Origin of the sequence: Enterobacter sp. Ap-1006 (assembly GCF_011752835.1) — a bacterium.
Classification (GTDB): domain Bacteria; phylum Pseudomonadota; class Gammaproteobacteria; order Enterobacterales; family Enterobacteriaceae; genus Cedecea.
In genome coordinates, this window is record NZ_VWWU01000005.1 from 128,472 (window position 1) to 149,842 (window position 21,371).

At 56.3% G+C, this 21,371-nt stretch carries 19 protein-coding genes; 12 read left to right on the forward strand and 7 right to left on the reverse strand.

Features of this window, described 5'->3' with window-relative positions; translation table 11 throughout:
- Positions 1-56: 56 nt before the first annotated feature.
- The 3 genes from F3J28_RS16465 to argF all read right to left on the reverse strand — a co-directional run bounded on the left by F3J28_RS16465 (position 57) and on the right by argF (position 3,859).
- Positions 57-971: a carbamate kinase gene (locus F3J28_RS16465; protein WP_166877851.1), complete on the reverse strand. Its 915-nt coding sequence runs from the start codon at positions 969-971 to the stop codon at positions 57-59.
- A gap of 13 nt (positions 972-984) precedes the next feature.
- On the reverse strand, positions 985-2,205 hold the full coding sequence (gene arcA, locus F3J28_RS16470) for an arginine deiminase (RefSeq protein WP_166877855.1): 1,221 nt from the start codon (positions 2,203-2,205) through the stop codon (positions 985-987).
- Between the two features lie 649 nt (positions 2,206-2,854).
- Entirely contained in the window at positions 2,855-3,859 is a 1,005-nt protein-coding gene (argF, locus tag F3J28_RS16475) for an ornithine carbamoyltransferase (protein ID WP_166877858.1), read from the reverse strand.
- 163 nt (positions 3,860-4,022) lie between these two features.
- Between argF and rraB the strand changes: the two genes are divergently transcribed.
- From rraB to F3J28_RS16525, 10 genes are all read left to right on the forward strand, one after another.
- A complete protein-coding gene (gene rraB / locus F3J28_RS16480; RefSeq protein ID WP_166877861.1) occupies positions 4,023-4,445 on the forward strand; it encodes a ribonuclease E inhibitor RraB in 423 nt (140 codons plus the stop codon).
- A gap of 207 nt (positions 4,446-4,652) precedes the next feature.
- Positions 4,653-5,420 (forward strand): LysM peptidoglycan-binding domain-containing protein, encoded by a 768-nt coding sequence (locus F3J28_RS16485; protein WP_166877864.1) that lies wholly within the window; start codon positions 4,653-4,655, stop codon positions 5,418-5,420.
- A complete protein-coding gene (locus F3J28_RS16490) occupies positions 5,411-5,854 on the forward strand; it encodes a lysozyme inhibitor LprI family protein (protein WP_166877867.1) in 444 nt (147 codons plus the stop codon). Before F3J28_RS16485 ends, F3J28_RS16490 begins: the two co-directional genes overlap by 10 nt.
- A 117-nt stretch (positions 5,855-5,971) precedes the next feature.
- Positions 5,972-6,736: a tRNA isopentenyl-2-thiomethyl-A-37 hydroxylase MiaE gene (gene miaE / locus F3J28_RS16495; RefSeq protein WP_166877870.1), complete on the forward strand. Its 765-nt coding sequence runs from the start codon at positions 5,972-5,974 to the stop codon at positions 6,734-6,736.
- Between the two features lie 11 nt (positions 6,737-6,747).
- Complete coding sequence (locus tag F3J28_RS16500; RefSeq protein ID WP_166877873.1) at positions 6,748-7,563, forward strand: topoisomerase II; 816 nt, start codon at positions 6,748-6,750, stop codon at positions 7,561-7,563.
- A gap of 94 nt (positions 7,564-7,657) precedes the next feature.
- Positions 7,658-8,248, forward strand: a complete 591-nt coding sequence (gene uhpA, locus F3J28_RS16505; protein ID WP_008460776.1) for a response regulator transcription factor UhpA — start codon at positions 7,658-7,660, stop codon at positions 8,246-8,248.
- Positions 8,248-9,750: a signal transduction histidine-protein kinase/phosphatase UhpB gene (gene uhpB / locus F3J28_RS16510; protein ID WP_166877876.1), complete on the forward strand. Its 1,503-nt coding sequence runs from the start codon at positions 8,248-8,250 to the stop codon at positions 9,748-9,750. Before uhpA ends, uhpB begins: the two co-directional genes overlap by 1 nt.
- Positions 9,751-9,759: 9 nt before the next feature.
- A complete protein-coding gene (locus F3J28_RS16515) occupies positions 9,760-11,088 on the forward strand; it encodes an MFS transporter (RefSeq protein ID WP_166877879.1) in 1,329 nt (442 codons plus the stop codon).
- Between the two features lie 138 nt (positions 11,089-11,226).
- Positions 11,227-12,618 (forward strand): hexose-6-phosphate:phosphate antiporter UhpT, encoded by a 1,392-nt coding sequence (gene uhpT / locus F3J28_RS16520; RefSeq protein ID WP_039298084.1) that lies wholly within the window; start codon positions 11,227-11,229, stop codon positions 12,616-12,618.
- A 155-nt stretch (positions 12,619-12,773) separates the two neighbouring features.
- Positions 12,774-13,226 (forward strand): DUF1198 domain-containing protein, encoded by a 453-nt coding sequence (locus tag F3J28_RS16525; RefSeq protein ID WP_008460785.1) that lies wholly within the window; start codon positions 12,774-12,776, stop codon positions 13,224-13,226.
- 21 nt (positions 13,227-13,247) lie between these two features.
- Here the strand turns inward: F3J28_RS16525 and F3J28_RS16530 are convergent, their stop codons facing one another.
- From F3J28_RS16530 to pepA, 4 genes are all read right to left on the reverse strand, one after another.
- A complete protein-coding gene (locus F3J28_RS16530) occupies positions 13,248-13,769 on the reverse strand; it encodes a GNAT family N-acetyltransferase (protein WP_085938923.1) in 522 nt (173 codons plus the stop codon).
- Positions 13,770-13,877: 108 nt separating this feature from the next.
- Entirely contained in the window at positions 13,878-16,733 is a 2,856-nt protein-coding gene (locus F3J28_RS16535) for a valine--tRNA ligase (RefSeq protein WP_166877882.1), read from the reverse strand.
- A 6-nt stretch (positions 16,734-16,739) separates the two neighbouring features.
- Positions 16,740-17,198 carry a DNA polymerase III subunit chi gene (locus F3J28_RS16540; protein WP_166877885.1) on the reverse strand — a complete coding sequence of 153 codons (459 nt, stop codon included), beginning with the start codon at positions 17,196-17,198 and terminating at the stop codon, positions 16,740-16,742.
- Between the two features lie 116 nt (positions 17,199-17,314).
- Positions 17,315-18,826, reverse strand: coding sequence for a leucyl aminopeptidase (gene pepA, locus F3J28_RS16545; protein WP_008460793.1), 1,512 nt, complete (start codon positions 18,824-18,826; stop codon positions 17,315-17,317).
- A 274-nt stretch (positions 18,827-19,100) separates the two neighbouring features.
- Between pepA and lptF the strand changes: the two genes are divergently transcribed.
- Positions 19,101-20,201, forward strand: a complete 1,101-nt coding sequence (gene lptF / locus F3J28_RS16550) for an LPS export ABC transporter permease LptF (protein WP_166877888.1) — start codon at positions 19,101-19,103, stop codon at positions 20,199-20,201.
- Complete coding sequence (gene lptG / locus F3J28_RS16555) at positions 20,202-21,281, forward strand: LPS export ABC transporter permease LptG (protein ID WP_166877891.1); 1,080 nt, start codon at positions 20,202-20,204, stop codon at positions 21,279-21,281.
- Positions 21,282-21,371 lie beyond the last annotated feature (90 nt).

Here is a 21,371-nt window from a genome sequence, read left to right on the forward strand (position 1 = left end):
GGCGGCTCGGTTTTATCCCCTCTCCCCCTGGGGAGAGGGTTAGGGTGAGGGGGCTTTCACGGCTCCCTAATTAACGTGCCTTTCTCCCCGGCCAGAATTGCCGGGCCATCCTCCAGGGCGCCTATCCCGGCGATACCGTGGCAACTGGCGACAAAGTGACTGCAGGCGGACACTTTTGGCCCCATCGAGCCTGCATCGAAGCTCATGCTTTCAAGCTCGGCTGGCGTCACGCTGGTGAGCGGGCGCTGCGCTGGTGTGCCCCAGTTGAGATAAACGGCGTCTGCGTCAGTGAGGATCAGCAGGGCGTCGGCCTCTATCTGGCGAGCCAGCAATGCGGCGGAAAGATCCTTATCAATGACAGCTTCAATCCCGTGGTAGCCATCGGCTTTCTCCACCACCGGCACGCCGCCGCCGCCGTTACAAATAACCAGGTGGTCACGCTGGATTAGCGCCGTAATGGCATCGCTCTCGACGATGCGTTTAGGCAGCGGGGACGGCACCACGCGGCGGAAATACTGGCCATCGGCTTTTACCGACCAGCCTTTGTCACGTACCAGCGCATCCGCCTGCTCCTTGCTGTACACCGGGCCGATGTACTTGGTCGGATTGCTAAAGGCCGGATCCTGCGGATCCACTTCAACCTGAGTCAGCAGCACGCTGACTTCGCGGTCAGGCAGATGATTTTTCAGCGCCTGCTGCAGCATGTAGCCGATCATTCCCTGGCTCTCAGCGCCGAGAACGTCCAGCGGATAAGGACTTACGTTTTGGTAGGCGCTGTTTTGCAGGGCCAGCAGGCCGACCTGCGGACCGTTGCCGTGCACCAGCACCACGCGCCAGGCGTGGGTGAGCTGGGCGATAGTTTTTGCCGCCAGCTCAATATTTTTACGCTGCAGGTCGGCTTCCAGCGGTTCACCACGCTTCAGCAGGGCATTCCCGCCGAGCGCGACTACTAGAGTGGGTTTCTGTTGCATATGCTTTCCTCCCTTAAATCCCGTCGCGTTCCAGCGGGCAGCTCATGCAGCGCGCGCCGCCACGTCCGCGGCCCAGTTCATCGCCTGGAATAGGCAGGACGGTGATCCCGGCTTTATCGTATTTCTCGTTGGTCCAGATATTGCGTTCGTAGCCGATGACCACGCCGGGGCGAACGGTCAGCACGTTGTTGGCGTCGTTCCACTGTTCGCGCTCGGCTTCAAAAGCATCGCCGCCGGTGGTGATGAGCTTGACCTGATCGATACCCAGCGCTTTTTCGATGGCGTTCACCAGGCTGGTTTCCTGCTGGCGTTTGATGCCGCCGTGGCCGTCAGGGGTTAACGTCCAGCACTGCACGTCTTTGCGGACGACTTCCGGGTAAACGGAGAAGGTGTCGAGATCGAGATGAGTCATGACGGTATCGAGGTGCATACAGGAGCGGTGCTTCGGTAGCTCGACGGCAATTACGCGTGTTGCCTGTTGATGCCTGAATAATGATTCAGCGAGGAACTCAATGCCCTGAGGGGTGGTTCGTTCGGACATGCCAATTAATACCGCACCTCGGCCAATCACTAATACGTCACCGCCTTCCAGCGTGGCATGATCGTAATTAATATTTTCGTCACCGTAATACTTAATGAATTTCCCGTCGGTGAATGCCGGATGCCAGCGATAAATGGCCCTTAAGTTATTTGTTTCGCGCTGACGAGCGGCTTTTGCCATTGGGTTAATAGAGACGCCGTTATAAATCCAGCAGGAAGTATCTCGGGTGAATAAATGGTTGGGGAGCGGCTTCATAATAAAGTCTGTTGTGGCATGAATATCCACGACCATATTTTTAATATGTGTCGGAATTTCCCCGTAGGTCAGCCCGCCGGAAAGGCGACGGGCGAGTTCGCGATGTGGCATATCGGCCAGCCAGCCGCGAACGTCCGAGGCGAATGCCGGCCCGAGCCGATAGTCTGAAATCTGGGTGTTCAGCAGCCAGGCCTTGGCATCGCTGACGTCCAGCGTTTGCGTCAGCAGGTCGGTTAGCAGCATAACTTCCACGCCCTGGCCGCGCAGCGTATTGGCAAAAACGTCGTGCTCTTCACCGGCGCGCTCAACGGAAAGCACATCGTCAAATAACAATTCCTGACAGTTTGAAGGGGTAAGTCTTTTCAGGCTGAGGTTTGGGCGATGCAGCATCACGCTGCGTAGTTGACCTATTTCGGAGCCGACATAATGTTTGTCCATGACTATTCCTTTGCATTAATTCGGAGATAGACGTGCCATTGGCGCAATGAATATTGCGTCGCGATTTTATTAACCTGTAAAGTTTTCTTCGAGGCGTATATTAATTTCTTCACAACCATTTAATGTGAGATTTATCACGCGCTCAAGGTGGTTTTTATTTGTTTTGTTATTAATTGATGGCTGTCAGAGAACGGTAATTTAACTGGGGTTGATGAATGCATAATTATACGATAAATCGTTTTTAATTATTTTGAAGTGTTAAAAATATGTAAGTTTATTCCTAAGGGTGAATGTCGCAACATATTGATTATCATTGATTTTTATTTTCTGTTTGCATGATTATTCATTATGGAATCTGTTTAATGCCGTGAAGAGAAGTTCACGGAAAAATAGTTATTTTTATTTTGCTATTAATGCAGTGCATGCAAACTGTGAGCGCAGCGGATTTATTCTTTTTATCTTAATGAAAACAGACTGTTGTGTGGGGCATAAAAAGAGAGGGAGATGAGGTTATGTCCTTTTAGTGCATAAAAAATGCTGGGCGTGCATCAGACGCGCAACATTTTTAGTAATAACCAGGCGGGAGAAAAGAAAACCCCTCGGGCGGAAAGCCGCCGAGGGGCCAGGAGAAGCCCTGGGAGCGAAGAAACTAATTTGCCAGCGTGGCGACCATCACGGCCTTGATGGTGTGCATCCGGTTCTCAGCCTGGTTGAACACCACGCTGTGGGAGGATTCAAAAACTTCGTCGGTGACTTCCATGCCGCCGTGCAGATCGAACTCCAGCGCCATTTGTTTACCCAGCGTGGTTTGATCGTCGTGAAACGCCGGCAGGCAGTGCAGGAATTTGACCTGCGGGTTGCCGGTTAACGCCAGCATGGCGCTGTTGACCTGATAAGGGCGCAGCAGGGTGATACGCTCGGCCCACTTCTCTTTGGCTTCGCCCATCGACACCCAGACGTCGGTATAGATGAAATCCGCCCCTTTAACGCCCGCGGCAACGTCTTCGGTTAACGTGATTTTTCCGCCAGTATTTTCGGCCATGGCTTTGCATTCGGCGACCAGCTTTTCATCCGGCCAGCAGGCTTTAGGCGCCACCAGGCGCAAATCTAGCCCGGTCAGCGCGGCAGCTTCCAGCATGGAGTTCCCCATGTTGTTGCGCGCGTCCCCGGCGTACACCAGCGTCATCTCATTCAGGTTTTTGCCCGGCAGGTGTTCCTGCATGGTGAGCAAATCCGCCAGCAGCTGGGTCGGGTGATATTCGTTGGTCAGGCCGTTCCACACCGGTACGCCCGCATAGCTGGCAAGGGTTTCGACAATATCCTGGCCGTAGCCGCGGTACTGGATGCCGTCATAAATGCGCCCCAGCACGCGAGCGGTATCTTTAATTGATTCTTTATGCCCGATCTGACTGCCGCTTGGGCCGAGATAAGTGACGCGGGCGCCCTGGTCATAAGCGGCAACTTCGAAAGAGCAACGAGTACGAGTCGAATCTTTTTCGAAGATGAGCGCAATGTTTTTACCAGTAAGGTGCTGAATCTCTGTTCCTTTTTTCTTGTCACTTTTCAGCTTGGCGGACAGGGTCAGCAATTCGTTCAGTTGGGCAGGGGTAAAATCGAGCAGCTTAAGAAAGTTTTTCTGATAGAAGTGACTCATTTTTTCCTCGCAGGGCGCAAGCCTTAATTGAATTAAAATTCAATTTATATGTATGAATATTCAATTGCAACCCCGTGTGTTAAAACTTTGCGGTGAAAGGTGGAGGCAAACCCCGGCGTGTGTGAAAATGAGAGTATCTGCCGACACATTTGAGGAAAGGGCCATGGCAAATCCAGAACAGCTGGAAGAACAGCGCGAAGAAACACGTTTAATCATTGAAGAACTGCTGGACGACGGGAGCGACCCGGACGCGCTGTACACCATCGAACACCACCTTTCTGCGGATGATTTCGAAACGCTGGAGAAAGCGGCCGTTGAAGCGTTCAAGCTGGGTTATGAAGTGACTGACCCGGAAGAGCTGGAAGTGGAAGAGGGTGATACCGTCATCTGCTGCGACATTCTGAGCGAATGCGCGCTGAACGCTGAGCTGATCGGTGCCCAGGTTGAGCAACTGCTGAACCTGGCCGAGAAATTCGGTGTGGAATACGACGGCTGGGGCACCTACTTCGAAGACCCGAACGGCGAAGAGGGTGAAGAAGACGACGACGAATACCAGGACGACGACGACGACGGCGTACGTCACTAAAAGTAAGCGGTGCAGCGGCGTTCAGCCGCTGCGCCTGGCATGTGTCATTCTTACCCGATCGGGCAAAATTCTCTTTTTTCCTTTCTTCTTAAATAAATGATTTTCAGGCCGCCGATTCTGCCTTAGCATCGTCATATTGTATTAAAAATGCGCAAATGAGGCTAAAGTCTCGCCATTTCAATTATCAGTCAGCACAGGATGTGTAATATGACAGCTTCCAGTCTTACTCCCTCCTCGACCCCAGCACAAAAAACGCCCAGAACAGGTTTTGAAAAGTGGCAGGACGGTATTAATAAGGCCCCCGGCGATACGCGGTGGAATGCCTGGGATTGTGACATCCAGCGGGTAGTCGATGGATACAATCGCCATCTCTCCTCTACGCCAGGCTACAGGACTTTGGACTGGCATCTGATTAAAGCGATGGTCTGGGTCGAAACGGGAGCCCTGAGCTCTGACTGGCATTTCCGACCGATGCAAATCGGTGTTAAGGGCGATCCTGGGATGACATCTTTCCTGTCCGGTAAGGAAGGCGGTGAGCTCATCCTGCCTGACGCGTGGAAGAAACAGTTAACCGTCGCCACGATCAGAACCACACCGTTAAATAACCTGCGTGCGGGCATCGGCTACCTGCTGATGCGTATGGCGCAATTCGAGCACCGAACGATACTCACTGTTGACAGCAAAATTTATGACGTCACCGTGAAACCCGGTGACAGCCTGGCAAAAATAGCGAAAGCGCAGGGAAGCACTCTGGAACTGCTGCAAAAGCTTAATCCACAGGTCAAGATTCTCCGTGCTGGTCAGACGCTCAAGTGCCAGAAGGCAAACGCTCGCAGAGTGATTGCCGGATGGCGGAGCATTTCGACCACGACGATCGCTCTTCGCTATAACGGCGGCGGCGATCCTAACTATTCCAGAAAACTCGATTACGCATTATCACTGATTAAAAAAGGGAAGAGCGCTTTATGCAAATGACACTGAAAGCTTGCCTGGTTATCGCCGCTTGTCTGCCGATGCTGGCGCTGGCTGACGATCCTCAGCCAGTTAAGGATGCCACGGCCCTGCGAGAAGCGTGTAGTGAATATGCGGAAGCGGGGATGCGTGACTGTCTGATTAAGCAGTCGAAAGAGAGTGAGCAAGTTTTGGAAAAAGCCAGCAAATCCGCCGCCGCCAGAATCGCCGAATGGGATGAAGACCAGCGCTATATCGAGAAAGCTAGCGCAGCGCTCGAGACATCAAATCAACGGTTCATTCATTACCGCAACGGTCAATGCCAGCTTGCGGCTTCGCTCAGCGGAGGTGCGGCAGGCAATGCGCGTGAAATCAGGCGGCTGTCTTGCATAGCTGAACTCAACTATGGTCGCGCTGAGCAGCTAACCCACGCGGTTTCAGGGCTAGCCGTGAAATAGTGCAGCACGCTCTTTGTTGCCGGGCTTACTGACAAAAGTGTGGGCAGTGATTATGCTGTCCTTTACGAAAAGTAAGCGGTGCAGCGGCGTTCAGCCGCTGCGCATCAGGATATCCTCATGGACTACCAGCAACTCCTCTCCCCGATTACCCAATTCCTGCAGTGCCCGACGCCCGAGGCGTGGATTCAAAAGGCACGTCGCCCGGAAAATCTGCCGCTGCTGCTAACCGACCACATGGTGTGCGAGCTGAAAGCCGCGCAGACTGCGATGCTGCTGATCCGCAAATACGTTGCCGATAAAGAGAGTTCCCAGGCGCTGCTGGCCTGGCTCCAGCCTTATGAAGCCTTTACCTTCCGTGACGGCGAGGAACCCGATTTTCTCTCGCTCCACAAAGGGCTGAGCAAAAGCATCATGCCGAAAACGGCGAACGGCTGGGGGCAGCAGCTTATCGACAGCATGGTGCTGCTGATCAAAGAAGAGCTGCACCATTTTTGGCAGGTGCGGGAAATTATGATTGCCCGTAACATCCCGTACGCCAAAATCACCGCCAGCCGCTACGCTAAAGGTTTACTGAGTGAAACTCGCACTCATGAACCGCTGATGCTGGTCGATAAACTTATCTGCGGGGCCTACATTGAAGCGCGATCCTGTGAACGATTTGCCGCGCTGGCGCCGCACCTGGATGATGAATTACAGCGTTTTTACCTGTCGCTGCTGCGCTCTGAGGCGCGTCATTATCAGGATTATTTAACCCTGGCGGAGCAGATTGCCGGGGGCGATATCAGTGAACGCGTGCGTTTCTTTGGCAAGGTTGAGGCCGGGCTTATCCAAAGCCATGACGACGAGTTTCGTTTCCATAGCGGCGTACCCGCCGCAGAGTAGAAGGATGTACCATGAACTGGACCCACGTCATTATTGCAGGCTATGTCGGGGCTGTGATCGCCGCGGTGGTAGCGGTTTTCCGCAAAAAGGGCTGGGTCGGTAAAGCGGGCGCGGTGGCCATTGCGCTGGTTGCTATCATGGCGTGGAACATCTTTGACGTGAAATACCTTATTCCTCGCGATCGGGCCGGGCAGGAACTGGCCGGGCTGGATGATGCGATGGCCCGGATGCCGGTTTACCAGGTGCTGAAAGAGCAGGAGCCCGCGCTGTGGATGTCCATTCGCCAGCAGGCGGTAGAGATGCACCAGCAGGGGAAAACCGAGCAGGAAGTGATCGACACCATCCAGCCGCAGATCCTCGCCGTGGAGACGAAGCGCCTGCAAAGCGCGACGGACGACAACGTCGTGGCGTTTATGCAGGTGAACATGCAGCAAACGGCGATGGTGCAAAAATCCAGTGACGACGCCTGTTTCCGCTTCCTGTTCCCGGACGTGAAGGGCGGCATCAACTCCACGAAAATACTGCCTAAGGATGTGACGATGCGCCGCATGCAGGTGGATGCGGCGATGATGCGTTCCGCCTACGGCGCAGACAAACACAGCGTAACTGACGCCGAGCGCGATCAGGCCCGCAAAGACATTCAGCCCATCGTGCAGCAGTTGACTAAGCGCTACGGGAGCGACCTCCAGCTTATGTCGGACCCGCATAAAGCGGTGGGCAAAGAGGGGCTGGTCTGTAACCAGGTTCAGGAGCTGTGGCGCAACGTTCTGCAGCTGCCTCCAGCCCGCGCGGCCGGGATCATTCGCCTGTCGGTTGCGCAGGAATAACCCGTAGCGATAGCGATCGAAATCGCTTAAGGCTTGAACAGCTACGCGCTTATCGCTAAGGTAAGCGCGTTTTTTTACCTTCCTGGAAAGCATCATGACCGCTATCGCCCTTATCGACGACCACCTTATCGTCCGCTCCGGCTTTGCCCAACTTCTTGGGCTGGAGGCGGATTTCCAGGTCGTGGCCGAGTTTGGTTCCGGGCGCGAGGCGCTGGCCGGGCTGCCGGGGCAGGGCGTGCAGGTGTGTATCTGCGATATTTCGATGCCGGACATTTCCGGGCTGGAGCTGTTAAGCCAGTTACCAAAAGGGATGGCGATCGTCATGCTGTCGGTACACGACAGCCCGGCGCTGGTTGAACAGGCACTAAACGCCGGAGCGCGCGGCTTTTTATCTAAACGCTGCAGCCCCGACGAACTGATTGCCGCCGTGCGCACGGTGGCGACGGGCGGATGCTACCTGACGCCGGACATTGCCATGAAGCTGGCCGCCGGGCGGCAGGATCCGTTGACGAAGCGCGAGCGGCAGGTGGCTGAAAAGCTGGCGCAGGGCATGGCGGTGAAAGAGATTGCCACCGAGCTGGGACTTTCGCCAAAAACGGTGCACGTGCACCGCGCCAACCTGATGGAAAAGCTCGACGTCAGCAACGATGTGGCGCTGGCGCGACGCCTGTTTGACGGTTGGTAATGCGGCCTTTCTTCTCGCGGCTGATTGCCGTTATCGCCAGTTTCTTTATCTTTTCCGCCGGCTGGTTTTGCCTGTGGAGCATCAGCCTGCATCTGGTGGAGCGGCCTGAGCTGGCGGTGCTGTTATTTCCCTTTGGATTGCGTTTAGGGCTGATGCTGCAGTGCCCGCGCGGCTACTGGCCGGTTCTGCTGGGCGCGGAGTGGCTGATGCTTTTCTGGCTCGCGCAGGAAGTGGCGCTGGCGCATCTGCCGCTGTTAATGCTGGGCGGGGTGTTCACCGTCCTGCCGGTGGCGCTCATTTCTCGTTATCGTCATCAGCGTGACTGGCGGACTCTGCTGCGCCAGGGCGCGGCGCTTATCGCGGCCGCTTTACTGCAGTCGCTGCCGTGGCTGGACCAGGGCAGCGATGCCCTGAATGCGCTGCTGCTGACCCTGACCGGCGGGTTAACGCTGGCGCCGACCTGCCTGGTACTCTGGCACTATCTGACCAGCACCGTCTGGCAACCTCTTGGCCCGGCGCTGGTTTCCCAGCCGGTCAACTGGCGCGGGCGGCATCTGATTTGGTATTTACTGCTGTTTGCCGTCAGCCTTTGGCTGCAGTTGGGGTTACCCGCCGAACTCTCCCGCTTTACGCCGTTCTGCCTGGCGCTGCCGATTATCGCCCTGGCCTGGCACTACGGCTGGCAGGGGGCGCTGATTGCCACCCTTATGAACGCCATCGCGCTGATTGCCAGCCAGACCTGGCACGATCATCCGGTGGATCTTCTGCTTTCATTGCTGGCTCAAAGCCTGACCGGCTTGCTGCTGGGCGCAGGGATCCAGCGCCTGCGTGAACTGAACCAGTCTTTGCAAACCGAGCTGGCGCGAAATCGCCGCCTGGCCGAACGCCTGCTGGAAACCGAAGAAAGCGTGCGGCGGGAAGTGGCGCGGGAACTGCATGACGACATTGGGCAGACCATTACGGCGATCCGCACCCAGGCCGGGATCGTGCAGCGGCTGGCGCCAGAAAGTGAGGGCGTTAAGCGCAGCGGCGCGCATATCGAACAGCTTTCGCTGGGGGTTTATGACTCGGTTCGCCGTCTGCTGGGGCGCTTACGTCCGCGCCAGCTGGATGATTTATCGCTCGAGCAGGCGATTCGTTCCCTGATGCGCGAAATGGAGCTGGAAAGTCGCGGCATTGTCGGCCATATCAACTGGCGAATCGATGAGCCTCTGCTTAGCGAGGGGCAGCGCGTGACGCTGTTCCGCGTTTGCCAGGAAGGGCTCAATAACATCGTGAAGCACGCCAGCGCCAGCGCGGTAACGCTTCAGGGCTGGCAGCAGGACGAGCGGCTGATGCTGGTGATCGAAGACGACGGCAGCGGTTTGCCGCCGGGGTCCGGGCAGCAGGGCTTTGGGCTTACCGGCATGCGTGAGCGCGTGACGGCGCTGGGCGGGACGTTCGCTATTTCCTGCACTCACGGCACGCGCGTCAGCGTTAGCCTGCCATTACGTTATGTCTGAGGGGCGAGCATGTTCAGTTTTTTAAAAGTCCCGGCAAGCGCTGCGCCGCTTAGCGACAAAAGTGAGATTGATGCCCGCTACCGCTACTGGCGTCGTCATATCCTGATCACTATCTGGCTCGGCTACGCGCTGTTTTACTTTACCCGCAAAAGCTTTAACGCCGCCGCGCCAGAAATCCTCGCCACCGGCGTGATGGAGCGCACCGATATCGGCCTGCTGGCGACGCTGTTTTACATCACCTACGGCCTGTCGAAGTTCTTCTCCGGGATTGTCAGTGACTTTTCCAATGCCCGTTACTTTATGGGCATCGGGCTGATAGCTACCGGCATTGTGAATATTCTGTTTGGCTTCTCGACCTCGCTTTGGGCGTTTGCGCTGCTGTGGGCGCTGAACGCCTTTTTCCAGGGCTGGGGATCGCCGGTTTGCGCCCGGCTGCTGACGGCGTGGTATTCCCGCAGCGAGCGCGGCGGCTGGTGGGCCGTCTGGAACACGGCGCACAACGTGGGCGGGGCGTTAATCCCGATCGTCATGGGTGCTGCGGCGCTGCAGTACGGCTGGCGTGTCGGGATGATGATCGCCGGTGGGCTGGCGATTATCGCCGGGTTATTCCTCTGCTGGCGGCTACGCGACAGGCCGCAAACCGTGGGCTTGCCTGCGGTGGGTGACTGGCAGCATGACGCTCTGGAAATCGCCCAGCAGCAAGAAGGTGCAGGGCTGACGCGCAAAGAAGTCCTCTACAAGTATGTGCTGGTTAACCCTTACATCTGGCTGCTCTCGCTGTGCTACGTGCTGGTGTATGTGGTGCGGGCGGCGATCAACGACTGGGGTAATCTTTACATGTCCGAAACGCTCGGGGTTGGACTGGTTACCGCGAACTCGGCGGTGACCATGTTTGAGCTGGGCGGATTTATCGGCGCACTGGTGGCGGGCTGGGGCTCGGACAAGCTGTTCAACGGCAACCGTGGCCCGATGAACCTGATCTTCGCGGCAGGCATTCTGCTTTCCGTGGGCTCGCTATGGCTGATGCCCTTTGCCAGCTACGTGATGCAGGCGGCCTGTTTCTTTACCACCGGCTTCTTCGTGTTTGGGCCGCAGATGCTGATTGGTATGGCGGCGGCAGAATGTTCGCACAAAGAGGCGGCGGGCGCGGCGACGGGATTTGTCGGGCTGTTTGCCTATCTTGGCGCCTCGCTTTCCGGCTGGCCGCTGGCGCGGGTGATCGACATCTGGCACTGGAGCGGCTTCTTTGCCGTGATCGCAATTGCCGCCGGGATATCGGCTTTGCTGCTGCTGCCGTTCTTGAACGCCCAGGCCCCGCGCGAGGCTAACGAAGCGTGATACTCCTCACCCTTTTGCGCCATAAAGGGCAAAACTAAGAAATTTTCCCGGTTCGGCCTGGACGCTGTCTCAGGCCAGTTTGCTCGCTGATTTTTACAATGCCTGCCATTAAGCAGGTATTCAAATCAGGAGTCATCCATGCTGGCCTTTCTAAACCAGGTGCGTAAGCCCACCCTGGATCTGCCGCTCGAAGTGCGGCGAAAAATGTGGTTCAAACCGTTCATGCAGTCGTATCTGGTGGTGTTTATTGGCTACCTGACGATGTACCTGATCCGCAAAAACTTTAACATCGCCCAGAACGACATGATCTCCACCTACGGGCTGAGCATGACACAGCTGGGGATGATCGGCCTCGGTTTCTCCATTACCTACGGCGTGGGCAAGACCCTGGTTTCTTATTACGCGGACGGCAAAAACACCAAGCAGTTCCTGCCGTTTATGCTGATCCTTTCCGCCATCTGTATGCTCGGCTTCAGCGCCAGCATGGGCGCAGGCTCGGTTAGCCTGTTCCTGATGATTGCTTTCTACGCTCTGAGCGGTTTCTTCCAGAGCACCGGCGGGTCGTGCAGCTACTCGACCATCACCAAGTGGACGCCACGCCGCAAGCGCGGCAGCTACCTGGGCATGTGGAACATCTCCCACAACCTCGGCGGCGCTGGCGCGGCCGGTGTGGCCCTGTTTGGTGCTAACTACCTGTTTAACGGCCACGTTATCGGGATGTTTATCTTCCCGTCCGTTATTGCCCTGATTGTCGGTTTTATTGCCCTGCGCTACGGCAGCGATTCCCCTGAGTCCTACGGCCTCGGCACCGCCGAAGAGCTGTTTGGCGAAGAGGTCAGCGAAGAAGACAAAGAAGCCGAAGATAATTCGATGACCAAATGGCAGATCTTTGTTGAGTACGTGCTGAAAAACAAAGTGATCTGGCTGCTGTGCTTCTCCAACATCTTCCTGTACGTGGTGCGTATCGGTATCGACCAGTGGTCCACCGTGTATGCTTTCCAGGAGCTGAAACTCTCCAAAGAAGTGGCGATTCAGGGCTTCACCCTGTTTGAAGTGGGCGCGCTGGTTGGCACGCTGCTGTGGGGCTGGCTGTCTGACCTTGCCAACGGCCGCCGTGCGCTGGTGGCCTGCGTGGCGCTGGCATTGATCATCGCCACGCTGGGCGTGTACCAGCATGCCAGCAATCAGTATGTGTACCTGGCTTCGCTGTTTGCCCTTGGTTTCCTCGTCTTCGGCCCGCAGTTGCTGATCGGCGTGGCGGCAGTCGGCTTCGTGCCTAAGAAAGCTATCGGCGCAGCCGACGGCATCAAAGGCACCTTCGCTTACCTGATCGGCGACAGCTTCGCCAAACTGGGCCTGGGGATGATTGCCGACGGGACGCCAATCTTCGGCCTCACCGGCTGGGCAGGCACGTTCGCTGCCCTGGATGCCGCCGCAATCGGCTGTATCGTGCTGATGGCCATTGTCGCCGTGTTTGAAGAGCGCAAAATTCGCCGCGAGAAAAAAATTCAGCAATTGAACATCGCTTAAGCGCATTCTGAACTGTTCCAGCCCGGCATAACGCCGGGCTTTTTTATGCCCGCGAATAACGCCAGCGCGAGGCATTACTGGGTAAAGTGATTGCGCTATACTGCCCGGCATTCATTGATAGCAAATTGTCGTTAAGCTGCCGGGTATTTAACTTCATGATTTGGATTATGTTAGCCACGCTTTGCGTGGTGTTTATTGTCGGCTTTCGGGTGCTCACGTCGGATTCACGGCGGGCTATTCGCCGACTGAGTGAGCGGCTGGGGATCGACGTGGTGCCGGTTGAATCGATGATCGATCAAATGGGGAAAGCGCAGGGCGACGCGTTTTTACAGTATTTGCACCGCCCGGATGAGTCCCATTTGCAAAATGCGGCGCAGGTTTTGCTGATTTGGCAGATGGTGATTGTCGACGGCAGCGATCAAAATCTCCAGCAGTGGTATCGAAGGCTGCAAAAAGCCCGGCTTGCCACGCCGATAACCGACGCTCAGGTTCGCCTGGCGCAGGGGTTTTTACGAGAGATGGAGCCGGAGAAGCCGGAGATCACAGCTTTTCAGATGCGCTATAACGGCTACTTCCAGCCTGAAGATGGCGTGCACTGGCTGCACTAGTGCACGCCGTTTCACAGAGAATTACAGCGTTTTGAGCATGGTGACTTCGCAATCCACATGGCCGGTGCAGCCTAGTGGGGCAGGAATATGCTCAAAGCCTAAATGTTCGTATAGCCCAACGGCTTCTTTCAGAAACGCGGTGGTTTCCAGGTAGCAGCGCTTGAAGCCCTGATCCCGGGCGTGATCCAGCGCCTGTAGCGCCAGTTTCTTGGCTAATCCCTGGCCGCGAACCACCGGCAGGAAATACATTTTCTGCAGCTCACAAATGTCCGGCTCGCTACACGATAACGGCGCCACGCCGCCGCCCCCCACCACTTCGCCGTTGATTTCTACCACCCAGTACGCATGGCCTGGCTGGCTGTAGAGCTGATAAAGCTCGTCAAGATTAGGGTCGGCAACGGTGTAGCCTTTATCGGCGGTCAGGCCGTATTCGGCGGACACCTGGCGAATAACCCGGGCGATAGCCGAATTATCTTCGGCAGCAATCCGGCGCAGCTGGAGCTTCACATCAACCGGGGCGGTGGTGTTCATCATGTGACTCATAGGCTTAGGGAAGGATAAAAGCAGTTAATAGCACTTCATTACGGAGGGCGCAAGCTGCATAAAAAACGCCCCACACCGAGGTGCGGGGCGAATTATGCCTGGGACCGATTACAGCGCGGCGATAACGGCCTGCTGCTCAATCAGCTTCGCTTTGGCGTCGGCAAAGCCTTCGAGACGCTCACGCTCTTTGGCGACAACGTCAGCTGGCGCGCGGGCGACAAAGCCTTCGTTGGACAGTTTGCCTTCGATCTTGCCGATTTCGATTTCGATCTTCGCTACTTCTTTCGCCAGACGCTCGATCTCAGCGGCTTTATCCACCAGACCGGCCATCGGGATCAGCAGCTCTGCGCCGTCGATAATCTTGGTCACGGAAACCGGGCCTTTGTCATCGACTGGCAGGATGGTGATGCTTTCCAGGCGAGCTAGGTTCTGCAGGAAGGTGCGGTTTTCGCTCACGCGACGAATTGCTTCCTCGCTGCAGCCGCGCAGCAGCACGTCCAGACGTTTGCCTGGAGCGATGTTCATCTCGGCGCGAATGTTACGCACCGCGGTGATCACGTCCTTCAGCCATTCGGTGTCTGCGAACGCCGCTTCATCAACCTGAGACGCATCGTAGGCCGGGAATGACTGCAGCATGATAGTGTCTGCGGTGATGCCCTTCAGCGCTTTCACGCGCTGCCAGATAGTTTCGGTGATGAATGGAATGATCGGGTGTGCCAGGCGCAGCAGACCTTCGAGCACGTTCACCAGCGTATTGCGGGTGCCGCGCAGTTCGGCTTCAGAACCGCCGTTCATGACCGGCTTGGTCAGCTCCAGATACCAGTCACAGAACTGGTTCCAGGTGAACTCGTACAGGATGTTGGCGGCGATGTCGAAGCGGTAGCTGTCCAGCGCTTCACGGTATGCTTTCACGGTGCGGTTGAACTCGGCCAGGATCCAGCGATCGGCCAGAGACTGCACCATTTCGCCGCCGTTGAAGCCGCAATCCTGCTCTTCGGTGTTCATCAGCACGAAGCGGCTGGCGTTCCAAAGTTTGTTACAGAAGTTGCGGTAGCCTTCCAGGCGCTTCATGTCCCAGTTGATGTCGCGGCCAGTAGAGGCCAGCGCTGCCAGGGTGAAGCGCAGGGCGTCGGTGCCGTGCGGCTCGATGCCGTTCGGGAACTGTTTCTCGGTGCGCTTGCGGATTTTCTCCGCGAGCTGCGGCTGCATCATGTTGCCGGTACGTTTCTCCAGAAGATCTTCCAGAGAGATGCCGTCCACCATGTCCAGCGGGTCGATAACGTTGCCTTTGGATTTGGACATCTTCTGGCCTTCGTCATCGCGAATAAGGCCGGTCATGTAGACGGTCTTAAACGGCACCTGCGGCTTGCCGTCTTCATCTTTGATGAAGTGCATGGTCAGCATGATCATGCGGGCAATCCAGAAGAAGATGATGTCGAAGCCGCTGACCATAACGCTGGTCGGGTGGAAGGTGCGCAGCGCTTCGGTGTTTTCCGGCCAGCCCAGGGTGGAGAAGGTCCACAGGCCAGAGGAGAACCAGGTGTCCAGCACGTCTTCGTCCTGGTTCAACGCCACGTCGTCACCCAGGTTGTTTTCGGCGCGAACTTCCTCAACGTTCCGGCCAACGTACACGTTGCCTTCCGCGTCGTACCAGGCCGGGATACGGTGACCCCACCACAGCTGACGGGAGATACACCAGTCCTGAATATCGCGCATCCAGGAGAAGTACATGTTTTCATACTGCTTAGGCACGAACTGGATGTCGCCCTGCTCAACGGCTTCTACCGCCACTTTTGCCAGCGGCGCGGTACGCACATACCACTGGTCGGTCAGCATTGGCTCAATAACCACGCCGCCACGGTCGCCGTAAGGCACTGTCAGGTCGTGGGGTTTGATTTCATCCAGCAGGCCCATTGCATCGAACTTCGCGACCACGGCTTTACGTGCTGCAAAGCGCTCCAGTTTCTGGAATTCAGCCGGGATGTCGGAGGCGTAAACGGTGGACTCTTCGCCGTTGGTATCGAACACTTCTGCGGCTTCACGGATATCCCCGTCGAAGGTCAGAATGTTGATCATTGGCAACTGATGGCGGCGGCCAACTTCGTAGTCGTTAAAGTCGTGCGCCGGGGTGATTTTCACGCAGCCGGTGCCTTTTTCCATGTCCGCGTGCTCGTCGCCCACGATAGGAATGCGGCGGTTAACCAGCGGCAGTACCACGAATTTACCAATCAGGTCTTTATAACGTGGATCTTCCGGGTTAACGGCCACGCCGGTATCACCGAGAACAGTTTCCGGGCGGGTGGTGGCGACGATCAGGTAATCTTTACCGCCTGCGGTTTTGGCACCGTCGGCCAGCGGGTAACGCAGGTGCCACATGGAGCCTTTGGACTCGCGGTTTTCAACTTCGAGATCGGAAATCGCGGTACGCAGTTTCGGGTCCCAGTTGACCAGGCGCTTGCCGCGGTAAATCAGGTCTTCTTTATACAGGCGGACGAACACTTCTTTCACCGCGTTGGACAGGCCTTCGTCCATGGTGAAGCGCTCGCGCTCCCAGTCTACGGAGTTACCGAGACGACGCATCTGACGGGTAATGGTGCCGCCGGATTCTGCCTTCCACTGCCAGATTTTGTCGATGAACGCATCGCGGCCGTAATCGTGGCGGGTTTTGCCTTCTTCGGCGGCGATTTTACGTTCTACAACCATCTGCGTTGCGATACCGGCGTGGTCGGTGCCCGCCTGCCACAGGGTGTTTTTGCCCTGCATGCGCTGGTAACGGATCATGGTATCCATGATGGTTTGCTGGAAGGCGTGACCCATATGCAAACTGCCGGTGACGTTCGGCGGTGGGATCATGATGCAGAAGCTTTCCTGGCTGGTGTCGCCATTCGGTTTGAAGTAGCCCTGCTGTTCCCAGTGCTCGTAAAGCGGCTGTTCGATATCTTGCGGGTTATATGTCTTTTCCATTGTCTGCTATGTCGTTCCCGGCGGGGTATAGGTCGCCGTAGTCAAGTGGAAACCGGCAACGCGGTACGCTTTGTAGCGCTCGCGGGCCAGTTGTTTCTGGGATTCTTCGTAAGGTACGAAGTCTATCACTTCCAGGAAAGCGGTGGCAAAATCTGCGAACTGTGGCAGCAGGCTAATCAGCAAATCCCGGGGCGCGCTGCCGCGGCGCTGAGGCCATGCCAGCTCAACCGGCGCGCCGTAGCGTGGGCCTTCACCAGCCAGATTGTGCGGGACGAATGCCTGAGCATCTCGCTGCCAGAGGGCTTCGTCGAGGCGAATCGCCTGCTGTTCGTTTTCGCAGGCGACCAGCACCCGCTTGCCTGCACGGAATCCATCCGCAGCCAGTTCGCACACCAGCTGTTCCACGGCACTCAGCCCTTCGGCATAGGTGTCGTTATCCAGCAGGTAAAACGTTGCGTTTTTCATGAGACCAGCTTGTTAAGTTGAATGTTGTTGCCCCTCACCCTAACCCTCTCCCCAGAGGGGCGAGGGAACCAAACGGCGTTTTTATGCCCGTCCGGGGTGAGGGTAAAGCTTTACGCTTACTCTTCGCCGTTAAACCCGGAACGGTTCAACAGGAACTGGGACAGCAGGGCGACAGGGCGGCCAGTTGCGCCTTTTGCCTTGCCGGAGCGCCATGCGGTGCCGGCGATGTCCAGGTGAGCCCAGTTGTACTTGCGGGTAAAGCGAGACAGGAAGCACGCCGCCGTAATCGCGCCACCAGGACGGCCGCCAATGTTTGCCATATCGGCAAAGTTGGACTCCAGCTGTTCCTGATACTCGTCACCCAGCGGCAGACGCCATGCGCGGTCACCGGCTTGCTCAGACGCGCTGATCAGCTCGTGCGCCAGCGGATTGTGATTCGACATCAGGCCGGTGATGTGATGGCCAAGGGCAATTACGCAGGCGCCGGTCAGCGTTGCGACGTCGATAACTACTTCTGGCTCGAAGCGCTCGACGTAGGTCAGCACGTCACACAGCACCAGACGGCCTTCGGCATCGGTATTTAGCACTTCAACGGTCTGGCCGGACATAGTCGTCAGCACATCACCCGGGCGATAAGCGCGCCCGCCTGGCATATTTTCACAACCGGCAAGGACGCCAATGACGTTCACCGGCAGGTTCAGCTCCGCCACCATGCGCATCACACCGTAAACGGAAGCCGCGCCGCACATGTCGTACTTCATCTCATCCATGCCTTCGGCAGGTTTGATGGAGATACCGCCGGAGTCAAAGGTTAAGCCTTTGCCAACCAGCACAATCGGACGAGCATCCGGGGAGGCATTGCCTTTATATTCAATCACCGACATCAGTGATTCGTTCTGCGAGCCTTCGCCTACCGCGAGATAGGAGTGCATGCCCAGCTCTTTCATCTGCTGTTCGCCAATCACGCGGGTGACCACGTTTTTGCTGAACGAGTCCGCCAGTTGACGAGCCTGAGAAGCCAGGTAAGCGGCGTTACAGATGTTTGGCGGCATGTTGCCGAGATCTTTCGCGGCTTTGATGCCGGACGCGATAGCCAGGCCGTGCTGAATGGCGCGCTCCCCGCTGGTCAACTCACGACGAGTTGGCACGTTGAACACCATTTTACGCAGCGGACGACGTGGTTCGGTTTTGTTGGTTTTCAGCTGATCGAAGCTGTACAGCGTCTCTTTAGCTGTCTCAACCGCCTGGCGTACTTTCCAGTAGGTGTTACGGCCTTTGACGTGCAGTTCGGTCAGGAAGCAAACGGCTTCCATTGAGCCGGTGTCGTTGAGCGTGTTGATGGTTTTCTGAATCACCTGCTTGTACTGGCGCTCATCCAGCTCGCGCTCTTTGCCGCAGCCAATCAACAGAATGCGTTCAGACAGCACGTTCGGCACGTGGTGAAGCAATAAGGTTTGCCCTGGTTTTCCTTCCAGCTCACCACGGCGCAGAAGCGCGCTGATGTAGCCATCGCTGATTTTATCGAGTTGTTCTGCGATCGGGGACAGGCGACGCGGTTCAAAGACTCCCACAACGATGCAGGCACTACGCTGTTTCTCGGGGCTACCGCTTTTTACACTGAACTCCATGCACTACGCTCCTGAATCTTAAAGACAACGGCGGGGGCTACAGGCTAGAATTGCAAGCTTTCGTAACTCATCTCCGCTGTTGCGATGACTTCGTGTTAATCTTAACGAATGGATTTACGTTTTCTATTGTGTCTGAACATCGTCCCGTAATGCGAGTTCGCCGGGCTATCTAATCTTAGCGATGTTTTCGACGATTAAAGAGAATAAATGACGTATAAGCGATGAAACAAGCGATTTTCCTGCAAAAAGACTCGTTTCTACAGGCGTATTTAATGTGATTATCATAAAGTATCTGGTTCGGGAGACGCTTAAGAGCCAGCTGGCGATCCTTTTCATCCTGCTGCTGATTTTCTTTGCTCAGAAGCTGGTTAGGATCCTCGGTGCTGCGGCCGACGGCGAAATCCCGACAAATCTGGTTTTATCTTTGCTGGGTTTAGGTGTGCCTGAAATGGCGCAGCTAATCCTTCCCCTGAGCCTTTTCCTCGGCTTACTGATGACGCTCGGCCGTTTATACACCGAGAGTGAAATCACGGTAATGCATGCCTGCGGTCTGAGTAAAGCAGTACTGGTCAAAGCCGCGATGGTTCTCGCACTCTTCACCGGAATTGTTGCCACCGTAAACGTGATGTGGCTGAACCCGTGGTCCGCTCGTCACCAGGATGAAGTGCTGGCTGAAGCCAGAGCGAACCCGGGTATGGCTGCCCTGGCGCAAGGGCAGTTCCAGGTGGCGACCAACGGCAGCGCGGTGCTGTTTATCGAAAGCGTGCAGGGCAAAACATTCAACGATGTTTTCCTTGTTCAGGTGCGTCCGAAGGGCAATACACGTCCTTCCGTGGTGGTCGCGGACTCTGGCCAAATCTTCCAGCGCCCGGACGGCACGCAGATTGTTAAGCTGAATACCGGCACGCGCTTTGAAGGAACCTCAACGCTGCGCGATTTCCGTATTACAGATTTTAAAGACTACCAGGCCGTGGTGGGCCATCAGGCGGTGATGCTTGATCCCTCCGATATCAGCCAAATGAGCATGACCGAATTGTGGAAGAATCCGGAGCCTTCTGCGCGAGCCGAGCTGCACTGGCGCCTGACGCTCATCATGTCGGTGGTGATTATGGCCCTGATGGTAGTCCCGCTAAGTGTGGTGAACCCGCGTCAGGGGCGCGTGCTGTCGATGCTTCCAGCCATGCTGCTCTATCTGGTCTTCTTCCTGCTGCAAAGCTCTTTGCGTTCCAGCGGGTCAAAGGAAAAGCTGGATCCGATGATTTGGATGTGGGCGGTCAACCTGGCGTACCTGGCGCTGGCCGTTGCCCTGAACCTGTGGGATACGGTACCGATGCGCAAAGTGCGTGCCCGCTTTAGCTATAAAGGAGCGGCTTAAATGTTTGGCGTACTTGACCGTTACATCGGTAAAACCATCTTAAACACCATCATGATGACGCTGTTTATGCTGGTGTCGCTGTCGGGAATCATTAAGTTCGTTGACCAGTTGAAAAAAACGGGCCAGGGTTCTTATTCCGTAGCGGGTGCGGGGATGTACACCCTGCTTAGCGTGCCAAAAGATGTTCAGATCTTCTTCCCGATGGCCGCGTTATTAGGCGCACTGCTGGGGCTGGGGATGCTTGCTCAGCGCAGTGAGCTGGTGGTGATGCAGGCGTCCGGCTACACCCGGATGCAAATCGCCTCCTCGGTAATGAAGACCGCGATTCCGCTGGTGCTGCTGACCATGGCAATCGGTGAATGGGTCGCCCCTCAGGGCGAGCAAATGGCGCGTAACTACCGTGCGCAAATGCTGCTGGGCGGCTCATTGCTGTCCACCACCAACGCCATCTGGGCGAAAGACGGCCATGACTTCGTCTACATCGACCACGTCAACAGCGAAACAGAAATTTCCGGCATCATGATTTACCACTTCAACGGTGAGCGTCGCCTGCTTTCGGTTCGCAATGCCGCGGCGGCGAAGTATGACGCTGAGCATAAAGTCTGGCGCCTGTCGCAGGTTGACGAGTCAAATCTCTCCGATCCAAAGCAGATTACCGGGTCGCAAACCGTGAGCGGGGAATGGAAAACCAACCTGACGCCCGACAAGCTTGGCGTGGTTGCGCTTGATCCTGACTCGCTGTCGATCAGTGGGCTTTATGATTACATCAAGTACCTGAAAACCAGCGGCCAGGACTCCCGACGCTACCAGTTGAATATGTGGAGCAAGATTTTCGCCCCGGTCTCGGTGGCGGTAATGATGCTAATGGCGCTGTCGTTCATCTTTGGCCCGCTGCGTAGCGTGCCGATGGGCGTACGAGTGGTGACGGGGATAAGCTTCGGTTTTATTTTCTACGTGTTGGATCAGGTGTTTGGCCCGCTAACGCTGGTGTACAACATTCCGCCGATTCTGGGGGCGCTGCTGCCTAGCGTGACCTTCCTGCTGATCAGCCTCTGGATGCTGACGAAAAGAGCGGGATAAGTTTACCCTCACCCTAACCCTCTCCCTAAAAGGGAGAGGGGATCTCACTGATACTCTTCTGTTTTTCTTGCCTTTTAGTGTTTCTTTCCC